Below are 14524 nucleotides of genomic sequence, written 5' to 3'. Positions count from 1 at the left end.
TTTTGAGTTGCACATCACCTTAGAGAATTAAATAGCTACGCCATGATTTGGGAGAGTCTGGGTTATCCTTTGCCGGAAGTAGCAAACGCCAACTTTTACCTTCTTGCTGAATTTGTAGGTAAACTTCAAAAGGTTGTTGCAGTTGTTTCAACTGTCTTTTAGGGAGATTCAAAATTAAATCGTAGGTTCCCCGCACCCGGAAGGCTGGTAAACTTTGAATCGTCAGGGGTTGTTCCTGCTGAATTTTTAAGCGTTTGATTTCAAAGCCTTGGAAATCCAGATCCAGTTTTTGGTTGAGTTGCTGCTGAGTTTGTTCAACCTGGAGTGCGATCGCTTTTTGGACTAACTGGGTAGTTGGTAGCAGTCCAATACTTCCACAAGCAGTCAATAACGCCAGCAAAATCACCGTTACAAAAAGCCGCACCATGTTTTTTGATATACTTCCGCCAGCGATATTATACAGCAAAGTGAGTTCTACCAGTAGGGGCAGGTTTAACAATATCCCCGTTAATAATCAATAATCTCTGTAAACCCGCCCCTATATCTGCTTAAATGAAATTTTTCAGATGTTGCACCAATTGTTCTGCTTGCATCACACCTTCAATTTTTTCCACTGGCTGACCCTGCTTAAATAAAACCAATGTAGGTAAAGCATTAATTTCGTACTGACTGGCTAACGCCCCATACTTCTCCGTGTCAATTTTGACAATCCGCAAACTATTTTGTAATTGGGCGTTAACTTGTTCTAAAATTGGCACCATCATCTGACAAGGACCACACCAATCAGCATAAAAATCTACCAATACTGGTACATCAGAACCAGCTAACATCTCTTCAAAACTGTTGAATTGTTTTTTTGTAGCCATGTGACACACACCAAATTTTTATTGATTGCTTTTAATGGTAATGTGTCCCTCAAAGAATCGCCGTAACATAATTTTGTTTTTATTGTTGCTCAATTTCCCACTATTTCCCAAGGTATAGGAAAGTAGGGGCGCAAGGCCTTGCGCCCCTACCGCGTGGTCTATTTACTTCAAGTAATAGTAAAATCCTTTAACTATAGGCACAAATCACCATAAGATAATTAGCGCGGTTATTTAAAAAGCAACAGGAATAAATGATGGAACTTTTACAGGGGCAAGTCGCTATTGTTACAGGTGCTTCACGAGGAATTGGACGAGCGATCGCTTTAGAATTAGCCAAACAGGGAGCGACTATAATAGTTAATTATGCCAGTTCTAGCGGTGCTGCTGACAATGTAGTGGCAGAGATTAGTGCAGAAGGGGGACAAGTGATCGCACTCCAAGCAGACGTATCCCAAGCCGAGCAAGTAGATACACTAATTAGCACCGTCATGGACAAATTCAAGCGCATTGATATCATTGTCAATAACGCCGGAATTACCCGTGACACCCTACTATTACGCATGAAACCAGAAGATTGGCAAGCCGTGATAGACCTGAATTTAACTGGTGTATTCTTATGCACACGCGCTGCCAGTAAAATCATGCTCAAACAGCGTTCTGGAAGAATTATCAATATTGCCTCCGTCGCCGGACAAATGGGAAATCCAGGTCAAGCCAACTACAGCGCCGCCAAAGCCGGAGTCATTGGTTTTACTAAAACCGTCGCCAAAGAATTAGCCTCTCGTGGAATCACAGTTAACGCCGTCGCCCCTGGTTTCATCGCCACAGACATGACCAGCAACCTCAGCAACACCGAAGATATTTTAAAATATATCCCCCTCGGTCGCTACGGTCAACCAGAAGAAATAGCCGGCATGGTGCGCTTCCTCGCCGCCGATCCTGCTGCTGCCTATATCACCGGACAAGTCTTTAACGTTGACGGCGGTATGGTCATGGCTTGAACAAAAAGATCCCCGACTTCTTCAAGAAGTCGGGGATCTGAGCCTCTCACGGTTGCAAATCAAATAGAAGTATTACCTCAAAAAACTCCCCTCTCCTTACTAAGGAGAGGGGTTGGGGGTGAGGTTCCATATTTTATAGAGGTAAGTCTTTTGAATAATTGGTAAATCTGGCATTCTCTCAAAAATCTCTATCTCACAACCCACATTATTCACTGAATTAGATCACTTGACAAGACTTACCTATTTATGGATAATAGAATATAGTTGTCGGACTATATTCAAAAAAAAATATCGACCGCCTTCGGCGGAGGGTTAGGGAAAAAGAAAAAGTTTAGAGTGTTAGAGGACAAAAGTGTAAAGAATTAAGTCCTCGCAGCCGAAACAACAACCCGAAAACCGATAGCGTCGTCTCTGCTGTCCGGCTCGTACCTATTACGAAACGCCGAGCGACAATACCTCGGATAGTAAAGCCAATAACCGCCGCGCAGCAACCGTCGATTATCATTATCATTTTTACTCAACCAAGCGCCACCATCATTAGGAGCGCCATTATAGTTGTCGTGCCATAAATCAGCGCACCATTCATAAACATTACCGTGCATATCATACAAACCAAAAGCGTTAGCTAATTTAAAGCTCCCCACTGGTGTTGTTTTTTCACGGTATTCTCCCTTTGGTGCAGAAGCATAAGTGTAGTTGCCGTCAAAATTCCCTAACTCTGGTGTAATTGTCTCACCAAAGTGGAACGGTGTTGTCGTACCTGCTCGGCAAGCATACTCCCACTCAGCTTCACTAGGAAGACGATAGGTTTTGCCTGTGACTTTACTTAGTCTAGCACAAAACTCCACCGCTTCATCCCAAGAAATATTTTCTACCGGCAAATCATCTCCTTTAAAGAGCGATGGGTCTGCCTCAAGTGGGCGTTCAACTTGTTTAAATTTAGCCACAACTCGCCATTGCGCCTGAGTTACAGGGTATTTCCCCATAAAGAAAGCCGGAACCGTCACCGGATGTTGAGGGCGTTCATTATCCCTACTTTCCGCCTCACCTTCAGGAGCGCCCATAGTAAATGTACCCCCAGGGATAGCCACCATATCCAGAGCCACACCATCCCGCAGCTTTTCCACAAAATATTGAGCTTTACCCAGTTCCCGTTTAATTTCCTCACCTTCAGCATTCACAGTCACCACATCAAAGGTAAAGTCCTCTAATCTATCACCATTTACATCTGAAGGAATATCAAACTTTACCCCTTGAATCTCCAACTGATTACCATATTTGTGACGCAAGTTAGCAAACTCTTCCTCTGCTGTTTCCTCATCACCACGTGCTTTCGCATCCCAACCACGAGATAAAGTTAACAAAGGTTCAAAACCTAACTCTAACAGTGGATCAGTTAGTGGAGTAGTATCAGCATAGCCCTCTATAATCGAAGAAAACTTGAGCAAATTTCCAGGCTGTTGCTTTAATGCTTTTTGCAACTCCTTAGCAATCTCCTCAACCGCTTCTTCAGGTTTAATGTAAGCCAAAGCAGTCCAATGTGGAGTTGCGCCCAAATCTTCATCAGCATAATCATTAGACTTTAATTGTTGGCGAATATAAGCCACCATAAAATCAGACAATTTATGTAATTTTTCTTCATATAATTTTTCGTCAGATAGACGGCTTTTTAAATAAACAAGTAACTCATTGCGTACCTCACCTTCTAGTTCATAAAGTTGATAACCTACAGTTTCACAGAGAAACAGTAAAATATCAGCAACAGCGATAAAAGGAGCATCAGGTGCAAAGTTTTCGCGTAAACAATATAAAAGTTCTGGTGTCAGCGCTAAAGGAAAAGCCCCATAACAAGCCAAATCTAAATGCGTCTCACCAAAGCGATTTGCAAAATATTCCAGCCGCTTATCTTTAAATTCGTACAGATTTTCAGACTCAATCATAATCCTGATAAATATAAAAACTTTTTGAATACTCTGGCGAGGTTCAGATCCCCGACTTCTCAAAGAAGTCGGGGATCTTTTTCTTTTTTGCGTTCACGATTACCTGATAATTATTTTAACCTTTACCTGAACGGATAGCAGCCTTAAAACCAGAAGAATTGAGTTCAAACATCTGCACAAATTGCAGAATATCCTCAGCAGTAGTATATTCCCAACGTTCCTCCGGTATAGGATTAAGCCAAGCAATATGACGTACACAACGGGCAAACTTTTGAATAAACTCCTCCGTAAATTCAATTCTACTAGGACTTACGCCTCCACGAGCCGCCCCCCCATCACTAACAATTAACACCACAGTCCGCTTACTATGCAATTTCGGTAATAAATCCTCAATAGACTTTACTTGCGAACTCTGGGGATGTAAATATAAATGATTTCCCGGACAGTTAAGAAAGTAATAAACTTCAGCTTTACCCAAACGCCCACCTTGTAAATTATCAAGCAACCTCTGAGACAGCAAATTAAAAGGAATCATCGAATTAGAAACATCAATCAATAAAAGTATTTCTGCTCGATTAATCCTTTGGGGAATCATGACTGGTTCCAGAAAAATCCCCTCTTGGCAAACTTTTTGAATAGTCGCTGCTATATCTATTTCAGTTAACGCACCCTCCCGCAGAGGACGACGAAAATAACGCCAACCTTGCTGAATTTGCCGTTTCGTTACTGGAAAGTCATTTGGAATTAATTTATAAAGATTATTTTGATTTTTAGGAAGCAGCTTTCCTTTTAGAGCAATGGGAACTTGAGGAGGAGGTTTAACGGTTGTGTCTGGCGTGTTTGGCGGTTCGGTTTTTTCTGGTTCAACAGTATCCGTTGGTTCTTCTCTTTTTACATTATCCTTTGAAGTAGGGGCTGGTTTTTCTTTTACAACTTTGCTTTCCCTATCATATTTTTGAAAATATCCATCAAAACATTGCTCAAATTGTTTTTCTTGGAGTAAAGACTTTGATTTCACCCACAACAACCGACAAATTTGTTTTAAATCTTCACGACTAGCAACACCAAATCCTCCTTTCAAAGCCGTCAATAGCAAATCATATTGGTCAATAGTCAGAGGTAAACCAGCTTCCTCTCGCATGACCATAAATAAATTAAATAAAGGGGGAGTTTGCTGAGTCATATCATATCTGGTTACATACTTGTCATTACGAACATAGCGATAGCGGAGTGAAGTAATCCCAGAGTCATTGCGGTTCGTGCGTTCCACTCTCTACGAGAAGCTACGCTAATGCAATCACATAATGTAAAATAGCTTAAAACCCTTGAGATTGCTTCATTCCACTATGGCTAAAGCCACGCTACGCGAACGTTCCATTCGCAATGACATACATTGAACTTTTCACGCCGACTTACTTATCATAAATTATTAAGTGGACACAATATCACTTTGATTACTTGTTATAATAATCTTGGTCATCTTTAGTTTTCAGCAATGTTCCCAACAAAGGAAGATGAGCGCCCAAGTTTTGAATAATAGCCAAAACCTTTTTTGTAATTTCTACTGCTGAACCTGCTTTGATTTCCAGTGTAGCGTAATGCTTCAACAATTTTATAAAATCGAGTAATTCACTGGTACTAACTTTTTTACCATCTCTTCTACTCGCTCCTGTCTCGCGCAATTCCAGAAATTTCTCAACTGCGGCGGCTGTGACTAATTCCATATCCACAGAATCAGCAAAATGAGCATGAACAATCTCAATTAATCTTTCTTTTTCAGGAAAATCTAAATAATAAAAGATGCACCTCCGCAAAAAAGCATCAGGTAATTCTTTTTCACTATTGCTAGTAATAATCACAATTGGCGGTTGTTTAGCTGTAATTTCCGCTTGTGTTTCTGTAATTGTGAATGTCCCTTCATCGAGTTCACGCAACAAATCATTAGGAAAATCGATATCAGCTTTATCGATTTCATCTATTAAGATAATAGGACGATATGTTTCTTCTCGAAAAGCATTACCCAAAGCACCCCATGTAATATAAGCTTCAGAGTCTTCACACCGCTCTAATAGTTTTGCTTTTTCTTCTTGATTAGAAGCCGTGGCTACTAATTGAGCATCACGTAAACGTCCAATAGCATCATAAATATATAAACCTTCTTTAGCCTGTGTAGTAGATTTAATATACCAAGGAAAATAAGGATATTTTTCGATGTTAAAATGTTCTTTAAATTCTCTAGCAATAGCACGAGCTAAAAGTGTTTTACCACAACCCGGTTCCCCTTGCAAAAGTAAAGGACGTTCGAGATAAAGAGCGAGGTTAACAGCTTTTACTAAATTTGCATCCGGTAAATAAGGATATTGTATTTTTCCTCTGATATTTGCCTTGGAATCTGGTAAAAACTGGTTTTCCAGCCTTTTGCCTGTATATTTATATTCTAGTGGTTTGTTCATAGTGCTAGTGTTTTTTCAATATCCTGCCAGGTTAAATCGCAACGTTTACAAATGTCTTCAAAAAATGAAATATTTGTACTATTGCTGCTTCCTATTTCTACCATTTCCTGGGGGCTAAAACCGGGGTTATTGTCCTTCCATAGTTTCGATATTACTTCCTCGTTACATCGAATACTAGCCCAATTTTTTATATCATCTGATTGGAAATATTCTATCCTTTCTAATGGAATAGGACTGTAATAATTATTCTGGTTGGTTTCTGTTGGCAATTCTAACCTAGCTTCATCTTTTTGCAGGTCAACTAAAAAGAACACCAATCTATTTTTGTTGTTTGGTTCAGCATTTACTCGCTCAACCACAACTCTCAAAAAATTATTAATAAAATCCTCTAAGCAACTATCATCAATATACTCTATATAGAGAACTAAAATTACATCGCTGATTTGCAATTTTTGGTACAGTGCATCTACAAGATTACTTGGTACTGGATCTTTTGCTTGGAAAAATTCCGCTAATGTTCGCCAAATCTTATCAATATTACGTGCGTCTTTACGTTCAATTTTCCATATATGTTTTAAAACATTTGGTGTAGGCAAAGGTAGATGTTTGTATACGAGTAAATGAACTAACCATTTTTGTCCATAATTCTTTTTACCATGAATTAAAAAGAAAACTGCTCGTTTAGGTTGCTTAATTTCATTTTTAAATGAGTCTCTTTGTGCTTCGTAGTTTAATTCCTCAAAAGTAGTTTTAAGTCGTTGACATTGAAGTTGATAATCGCTCATTTTTGATAAAGATTTTGCTGCGATTTTGGTTTTTTTTGGTGAAGATTTAGCCTCACAATAGTAAATTTCCTTCAATTTGATATCTAATTTTTCAAAAAAACTTTCAAGACTTCCAAGGTTTACAGCTTCTGCTTCTACTTCTGCTTCTTTTCTATATAATTGGTCAGTTATTTTTTTAATTGTTTCTGCACTTAATTTTGTTATATCAGCTAATATTGTTTTGTTGATTTTTTCCTTAGATTTCAGACGGTCATGTTTTTTTAGTTCGTCTATACCATCTTGAGTTAATATACAACGTTTGCCATTCTTCCTTTTCTCAGACTCTGACACAGCCAAAATGCCAACTCCAAATAAAAATGCCGATGATCCGCAAATCTTGCCAAATCCTTCGTGTATTATATACATGAGGCTGAAAAGCTTGCAATAACTGCGTTGACAATATATAAGTAGAACTCATTTAAAAATTGCCGATCATCGGCACTGATGATCCGCAGTGTAAAAACATTCTGGCTTCATAGTAGTAACAAGCAACCACTACTAGGGAGTCCAACATGGCAAACGAAAAAAAACCCACATCTAACAAAAAAAGCAAAACCAAAAATGCTGTCAAGACTTGGCAGCAACACCTTCAACCAGTGACAATGGTGTTTATGGGGTTACTTCTCTCTGCTACTGTGGGTTTGGAAGCTAGCAATATGCTTCCACAGGGAACAACGATGTCATTGGGACAACCAGTTATTGCCATTCTTGAGGTGAGTAAGAAAATTTGCCAAGAAGAGGATGATGATAATTTCTAAATAAGCTACGAAGACAAAGATCCCCGACTTCTTCAAGAAGTCGGGGATCTGAAGCTCCATGAAAACATTACGTTATTATTCTGAATAATGCCCAGATTTTCACCACAAAATCGAGTAGGGGCGCAAAAAACTTTCCCCTACATTGTGGTTTACTTAAGTGAAATTACTATTATTGCCAGTGTTAAAGCAGACATAAAATAGCTCAAGATGGTTGGCTATCTTTGCGCCAGACAGTAAAGCCCAACAAGAAAATGATACTAATGGCGGTAAAAATTATCACCCCCCAACTCATGTTTTTTATTCTCATTGCCAGCAAATTAAAAACTAGAGCAATTGACCACAGAGTTAACGCTGCATGGGGCTGAGAGAATCCCAAAGCTAATAAACGGTGGTGTAGATGGTCTTTACCTGGGGTACTGAGAGGGTTTTTTCCTGCCAATAACCTGCGGATAAATACTTGTGTAGTATCCATGACTGGCAACAGCAGAAATAACACAGTCGGTCCCAGGGCAAAAATGGTACTTTCTTGCAGATTACCTAAAATACTAGTTGCAGCCAGTACATAACCAAAAAAGTATGCACCCGCATCACCCATGATAATCTTTGAAGGGTGGAAATTATGACGTAAAAAGCCCAAGGCTCCACCCCCTAAAGCTGCCAGCACTAAAATAGCGGCGGCGCGATTGGGAAATTGGGCTGCAACTCCTAATAAACTCATAGCGGTGATAAAACTAACACCCCCCGCTAATCCATCCATCCCATCCATCAAATTGATGGCGTTAGTGATCCCCACTACCCAAAGTACCGTTACCGATATAGAAAGCAGCGAGTCAATGGGCGTGTTGAAACCAACCTCGATACTGATGCCGTTCGCATACAGCAACAATGCGGTGACAATTTGCGCCCACAAGCGCACAGAGGGCGGTAAACCGAACTGATCATCAATAAAACCCACCAGCACTAGGATTGAACCTCCTAGTAAAATAGTTAGCACTTGAGCCAAGACGTTTTGCAAGGCAATAGGTCGTAAGAGGGTGGCTAGTACCATTGCGGCAATTACTCCCGCATAAATAGCTAAACCCCCGGCATTGGGTAAGGGTTCACGGTTGAGTCGGCGAGCGTTTGGTTGGTCAGCCCAACCTACCTTTAGGGCAAATTGGCGGACTGTGGGAATTAAACGCCACGTTACCAGCCAAGCCAAACAAAATGTAAATACTACTGCCAACCAGCCGGAGCCGCGAGGGTCGGCAATGCCGAGGGACTCAAGAAAATTGTATAAGTTCATCCCCCAATTCAAGCATTACTGCCAGTGTCCTATATGAGTATCAACTGTAATATTAATCAATTTTTTTTATTTGCATTTATAATCTGAACTGCTTGAGAGATTAGCACTCTGCTCTTGTGAGTGCTAAATTGTGTAATGGAACCGCTAGAGATAGATATTCAACAACATGGCCAAAATTATTTCCTTTGATGAAGATTCACGGCGATCGCTAGAACGGGGAGTCAACGCCCTGGCTGATGCCGTGAAAATTACCTTGGGGCCAAGAGGTCGCAACGTCCTTTTAGAAAAGAAATTTGGCGCACCTCAAATCGTTAACGATGGGATCACTGTCGCCCAAGAAGTTGAATTAGAAGACCCTTTAGAAAACACTGGTGCGAGACTGATTCAGGAAGTGGCATCCAGAACCAAGGATATCGCTGGTGATGGCACTACGACGGCTACAGTCTTAGCACAGGCGATTATTAGAGAAGGTTTGAAGAACGTCGCTGCTGGTACTAACCCCATTAGCTTGAAGCGGGGAATCGACAAAACCATTGAAGCCCTGGTCAAAGAAATTGCCCAGATGGCCAAGCCAGTCGAAGGCAGTGCGATCGCTCAAGTTGCCACTGTTTCGTCTGGTAACGATGAAGAAGTCGGCGCGATGATTGCCGAAGCAATGGAAAGAGTCACCAAAGACGGTGTAATCACTGTTGAAGAATCCAAATCTCTAACTACAGAACTAGAAGTAGTGGAAGGGATGCAGATTGACCGGGGTTATATTTCTCCTTACTTCATCACCAACAATGATCGGCAAATCGTAGAGTTTGAAAACCCTCGCATCCTGATTACCGACAAAAAAATCAGCAGCATCCAGGATTTAGTTCCTGTGTTGGAAAAAGTTGCCCGTCTGGGTCAACCTTTGCTGATTATTGCCGAAGACGTAGAAGGAGACGCTTTAGCAACTTTGGTAGTCAACAAAGCACGGGGTGTGCTGGCTGTAGCTGCGATTAAAGCACCAGGATTTGGCGATCGCCGCAAAGCATTGTTACAAGACATTGCTATTTTGACCGATGGACAGATGATTTCTGAAGAAATCGGTTTGAGCCTAGACACCGCTACTTTGGAAATGCTGGGAACAGCCCGCAAAATCACCATTGACAAAGAAAGCACCACCATTGTCGCTGCTGGTGAAACCAAGCCAGAGGTACAAACCCGAATTGCTCAAATTCGTCAACAATTAGAAGAAACTGATTCTGACTACGATCAAGAAAAACTCCAAGAACGCATTGCCAAGCTAGCTGGTGGTGTCGCAGTCATTAAAGTGGGTGCGGCTACAGAAACCGAACTCAAAGACCGCAAACTGCGGATTGAGGACGCGCTCAACGCCACTAAAGCTGCTGTGGAAGAAGGCATAGTTCCCGGTGGTGGTACAACCCTGATTAACTTGATTACGAAAATAGACGCAATCAAAGCCCACCTCAGCGAAGAAGAAAAAATTGGTGCAGATATTATTAAACGAGCATTAGAAGCTCCTTTACGTCAAATAGCAGATAATGCTGGTGACGAAGGTTCTGTAATTGTTTCTCAAGTCAAAGAAAGTGCTGGCAATATCGGTTACAACGCCGCTACTGGAAAATTTGAAGATTTGATTGCTGCTGGCATCATTGATCCTGCGAAAGTAGTGCGTTCAGCTTTACAAAATGCCGGATCTATTGCTGGTATGGTGATTACCACCGAAGCGATCGTAGTCGAAAAACCAGAGCCAAAATCTGCGGCTCCAGCCCCTGACATGGGCGGCATGGGCGGCATGGGTGGCATGGGTGGCATGGGCGGCATGGGCGGCATGGGCGGCATGGGTATGTTCTAATCTCTGTTGCTTCATCTAAATATTTTGTGAGCAGTTTGTCTTATGATGGCAAACTGTTTTTTTATACCCTTGCCGATTCAAAGACAATGAAGTGATATGATAACCGCTTGCATACTGATGTTATATTTGACAAAACTAGGTCATCTATCAATGACATCTTGATATTAAAACTTGTAAAATTTCTGACAAAAGGTTAAATAAACCCAGCTACTTTTCTAGCATGAAGGAGCCAAAATCCAAAAGGGCAATTTTTTGACTAATGACCAATGATTAATGACTAATGACTAATGACCAATGACTATTAATTAAAACTGCATGGTAAGAAAAATCCGCCGTATACCCAAAGCAGTGAGAAAGTTCTACGAAAAGGAATTCTATCACCAACCAGGAACTCTGCCAGGGACTATCATCGTTGATGAAAATGCTAAAATTCCTACAATTTTTTTGTTTGACTATAACCAAACTAACTGCATTCGCACACAAATAGTAGTTCCTGAAGAATGTACTAATTATCTAGATCAAGAATCTGTCTCTTGGGTAGATGTACAAGGATTAGGTGATCAAGATATATTACAACGATTGGGTAAAGTTTTTGAATTACATCCTCTAGTTTTAGAAGATGTAGTCAATATGGGAGAACGTCCCAAAATTGAAGATTATGAAGACCAATTACTTATAATTGCCCAAATGGTAGTTCCAATGGAAAATAACTGTGGGTTTTACAGCGAGCAAGTGAGTTTTGTATTGGGGAAACATTATCTGCTCACAGTGCAGGAAGAACCAGAACATGATTGCTTTGAAGGCGTGAGGTTAAGAATTGATCGCAGTAAAGGGATCATTCGCAAACAGGGGGCTGATTATTTAGCTTATGCCTTGTTAGATGCCATTATTGATGGCTTTTTCCCAGTGCTGGAACTGTATGGGGAGCGACTGGAAGAATTAGAAGAGGAAGTAATACTTAACCCTACCCGAAAAACACTACAACAAATCTATCAAGTTAGGCGAGAACTTCTGCAACTACGTCGTGCTATCTGGCCTCAGAGAAATGCAATTAGTTCTTTAATTCGAGATGGCAGTGAACTAATAGGAACGGAAGTGCAAATCTATCTGCGAGATTGTTATGACCATGCCGTGCAAGTCATGGACATGGTGGAAAATTACCGGGAACTGGCATCTGGATTAATGGATGTTTATTTGTCGTCAGTGAGTAATAAAATGAATGAAATCATGAAGCTGCTCACGGTAGTTTCTGCCATTTTTATTCCCTTAACTTTTGTAGCTGGAATCTATGGGATGAATTTCAATACTGAAACATCTCCATATAATATGCCGGAATTAAATTGGTATTGGGGCTACCCAATTTGCTTGGCTGTAATGGCAGCGATCGCTTTTGGTTTACTATTCTTTTTCTGGCGACGGGGTTGGCTCCATAATTCTTCAACAATTAAGCCAGATGAGAAATAGCTAATGAATAAAATATACGAAATTATTACAAGGAGTTAATGTTTAGGTTTATGAGTAATGGTGATCAAAATTTAGTGGTTTTGACCCTTTATATTATTGGCGTTTCCTACGTCTTTAATCGTATGGTGGAGTCTATCGATGATCAAGTTAAATTTGAATTTAAAAAAGCAGTCGTTGATGAACAACTCAAAGAACAAAATCTCCAAGACAAAATTGGGATTTCTTTTAAATTCAAAGACTTATATCCTGTAGATGATGTCAAAGACTTATCGCTGAGTATTGAGAATAAATCTGAGAATATTGCTATATATGTTGACTGGGATAATAGCTCTTTAGTTGTGGAACATAGCAAACAATCGCGCCGAGTTATTCGCAAATCACCAGATTTAACCCGTGACTTAGCTGTTCCCCAAAGTCCTAGTCTGATTGCTCCTCAAAAAACACTTTCGGAAACAGTCACAGCAGAAGATGTTTTTGAGCGTAATAAAGATACTGGAACTTACTCGGCTACAAAACCCATAATTAATATTACTGCATTGAGCAAAGGTGGAGGACCGCAAAAAAAATTATATAACGACTTTATGCAGGAAAGAAAGGAGTTAGAATTTTCACTACAGCTGGTGCTACGCATCTCTGAAGTCCGTGTAGGTCTAGCTCCCGGTGTAAATATACCACCGATGTGCATTATCAATTGTCCCTTCACTATTAGAAAATTACCCTGGACTTATGCACTGCCTTGGAAAAAGAAGTAATCCCAAGCGGACATATCATACCATCGCAGATTACACTGGACTTAGGGAGGGAGTAGGCGCAGGCGGTTGCAGATCAGTCCAAGTGACTGGTTTGAGGAAAGTCCGGGCTCCCGAAAGACCAAACTTGCTGGATAACGCCCAGTGCGAGCGATCGTGAGGATAGTGCCACAGAAAGATACCGCCATTTTCAGTGAACAGTGAACAGTAAAAACCTGATAACTGATAATTGATAATGGTAAGGGTGCAAAGGTGCGGTAAGAGCGCACCAGCACAACCGAGAGGTTGTGGCTCGGTAAACCCCGGTTGGGAGCAAGGCAATGGAGACTACGGTTGGTCTTTTACCAGTTTCCGTAAGTAGAGCCGCTAGAGGCGTTTGGTAACAAGCGTCCCAGATAGATAACTGCCCTCAATGGTGTTTTTAAACACTGGCGAGAACAGAACCCGGCTTATGTCCGACTCTCTCCCCTCTTTTTAAGTGCTGAGTGCTGAGTGCTGAACAAGTTTCCCTAGTCCCATACACCCTACACCCTACACCCTGCCCCCTACACCCTGCCCCCTTGATGACACTTGTTTATCCACGCCGTCAGCGACAGCTCGAAAGTTTAATTAGAAAGTTAGGTTTACCACCAGGTTTACCGATTAAGTGGGAACTGTTAGATTTGGCTCTGACTCATCCGACTGTTTCTGACTCGGCCAATTATGAGCAATTGGAGTTTGTCGGTGATGCAGTGGTGCGGCTAGCGGCGGCAATAGTGCTTTGGGAAACATATCCTGATTGTCCAGTGGGGGATTTTGCGGCCATTCGTTCAGTTTTGGTCAGCGATCGCATCCTCGCTCAATTGGCACGAGAATATGGTTTTGAATTATACTTACTTGTCGCTGGTAGTGCTACAAGTGATAAAATAGGTCAAGAATCACGCTTGGCAGATGCTTTTGAAGCTGTTCTAGGTGCGCTTTACCTCAGTACAAACAATCTGGAATTAATTCGTCCTTGGCTCGATTTTCATTTGAAAAAGCTAGCAACGGAAATCCGCCTCGATCCCGCTAGACTTAATTACAAAGCCGCCCTGCAAGAATGGACACAGGCAGAATTTAAAGTTTTGCCTGAGTATCGAGTTACGGAAGTTAATCAAGCTAACCAAAATCAAGAACGTTTTGCTGCTGAAGTTTGGCTACATGACAACAAACTAGGTGAAGGTAAAGGACGCTCAATCAAAGCTGCTGAACAAGCAGCTGCTAAAGTAGCTTTTTTAGCAATTCCTCAACCGGAAAATCCGGAAACTTAAGATTTAATAGGACTGATTTTGTGATAATCTACTCCACACTTAGCTTTTT

13 protein-coding genes and 1 other RNA gene are annotated in these 14524 nt (G+C 41.0%); 7 read left to right on the top strand and 7 right to left on the bottom strand.

What is annotated here, in order from left to right:
- Nucleotides 1-19: 19 nt before the first annotated feature.
- Nucleotides 20-427: a hypothetical protein gene (locus ACM0OW_RS18655; protein ID WP_414551646.1), complete on the bottom strand. Its 408-nt coding sequence runs from the start codon at nucleotides 425-427 to the stop codon at nucleotides 20-22.
- A 121-nt stretch (nucleotides 428-548) separates the two neighbouring features.
- Nucleotides 549-866 (bottom strand): thioredoxin, encoded by a 318-nt coding sequence (gene trxA, locus ACM0OW_RS18650; RefSeq protein WP_414551645.1) that lies wholly within the window; start codon nucleotides 864-866, stop codon nucleotides 549-551.
- A 254-nt stretch (nucleotides 867-1120) separates the two neighbouring features.
- Here trxA and fabG point away from each other — a divergent pair, with 254 nt between their 5' ends.
- Nucleotides 1121-1867 carry a 3-oxoacyl-[acyl-carrier-protein] reductase gene (gene fabG / locus ACM0OW_RS18645; RefSeq protein ID WP_414551676.1) on the top strand — a complete coding sequence of 249 codons (747 nt, stop codon included), beginning with the start codon at nucleotides 1121-1123 and terminating at the stop codon, nucleotides 1865-1867.
- A gap of 362 nt (nucleotides 1868-2229) precedes the next feature.
- On the opposite strand, the gene ACM0OW_RS18640 is transcribed toward fabG, so the two are convergent.
- The 4 genes from ACM0OW_RS18640 to ACM0OW_RS18625 form a co-directional block, all read right to left on the bottom strand.
- Nucleotides 2230-3807, bottom strand: a complete 1578-nt coding sequence (locus ACM0OW_RS18640) for a formylglycine-generating enzyme family protein (protein ID WP_414551644.1) — start codon at nucleotides 3805-3807, stop codon at nucleotides 2230-2232.
- 115 nt (nucleotides 3808-3922) lie between these two features.
- Nucleotides 3923-5077: a hypothetical protein gene (locus ACM0OW_RS18635; RefSeq protein ID WP_414551643.1), complete on the bottom strand. Its 1155-nt coding sequence runs from the start codon at nucleotides 5075-5077 to the stop codon at nucleotides 3923-3925.
- A gap of 184 nt (nucleotides 5078-5261) precedes the next feature.
- Nucleotides 5262-6260, bottom strand: a complete 999-nt coding sequence (locus tag ACM0OW_RS18630) for an AAA family ATPase (protein ID WP_414551642.1) — start codon at nucleotides 6258-6260, stop codon at nucleotides 5262-5264.
- The gene (locus ACM0OW_RS18625; RefSeq protein ID WP_414551641.1) at nucleotides 6257-7450 is read right to left on the bottom strand and encodes a hypothetical protein; all 1194 of its coding nucleotides are present in this window, start codon (nucleotides 7448-7450) and stop codon (nucleotides 6257-6259) included. The genes ACM0OW_RS18630 and ACM0OW_RS18625 overlap by 4 nt, the downstream gene beginning before the upstream one ends.
- A 146-nt stretch (nucleotides 7451-7596) precedes the next feature.
- On the opposite strand from ACM0OW_RS18625, the gene ACM0OW_RS18620 reads away from it, so the two are divergent.
- On the top strand, nucleotides 7597-7842 hold the full coding sequence (locus tag ACM0OW_RS18620; protein WP_414551640.1) for a hypothetical protein: 246 nt from the start codon (nucleotides 7597-7599) through the stop codon (nucleotides 7840-7842).
- A 202-nt stretch (nucleotides 7843-8044) separates the two neighbouring features.
- On the opposite strand, the gene ACM0OW_RS18615 is transcribed toward ACM0OW_RS18620, so the two are convergent.
- Nucleotides 8045-9127, bottom strand: coding sequence for an MraY family glycosyltransferase (locus tag ACM0OW_RS18615; protein ID WP_414551639.1), 1083 nt, complete (start codon nucleotides 9125-9127; stop codon nucleotides 8045-8047).
- A 166-nt stretch (nucleotides 9128-9293) separates the two neighbouring features.
- Between ACM0OW_RS18615 and groL the strand changes: the two genes are divergently transcribed.
- The 5 genes from groL to rnc all read left to right on the top strand — a co-directional run bounded on the left by groL (nucleotide 9294) and on the right by rnc (nucleotide 14475).
- Entirely contained in the window at nucleotides 9294-10973 is a 1680-nt protein-coding gene (gene groL, locus ACM0OW_RS18610) for a chaperonin GroEL (protein WP_414551638.1), read from the top strand.
- 315 nt (nucleotides 10974-11288) lie between these two features.
- Nucleotides 11289-12437, top strand: coding sequence for a magnesium/cobalt transporter CorA (corA, locus tag ACM0OW_RS18605; protein ID WP_414551637.1), 1149 nt, complete (start codon nucleotides 11289-11291; stop codon nucleotides 12435-12437).
- Nucleotides 12438-12487: 50 nt separating this feature from the next.
- On the top strand, nucleotides 12488-13189 hold the full coding sequence (locus ACM0OW_RS18600; RefSeq protein ID WP_414551636.1) for a hypothetical protein: 702 nt from the start codon (nucleotides 12488-12490) through the stop codon (nucleotides 13187-13189).
- A 49-nt stretch (nucleotides 13190-13238) separates the two neighbouring features.
- Nucleotides 13239-13653: RNase P RNA component class A (gene rnpB / locus ACM0OW_RS18595), an RNA gene on the top strand.
- A 96-nt stretch (nucleotides 13654-13749) separates the two neighbouring features.
- Entirely contained in the window at nucleotides 13750-14475 is a 726-nt protein-coding gene (gene rnc / locus ACM0OW_RS18590) for a ribonuclease III (RefSeq protein ID WP_414551635.1), read from the top strand.
- Nucleotides 14476-14524: the final 49 nt, after the last annotated feature.

The organism is Anabaena sp. CCY 0017, from assembly GCF_963920885.1.
GTDB lineage: Bacteria > Cyanobacteriota > Cyanobacteriia > Cyanobacteriales > Nostocaceae > Nodularia.
The sequence above is the reverse complement of the archived record's forward strand: the minus strand, read 5'-3'. Positions and strand labels throughout refer to the sequence as shown.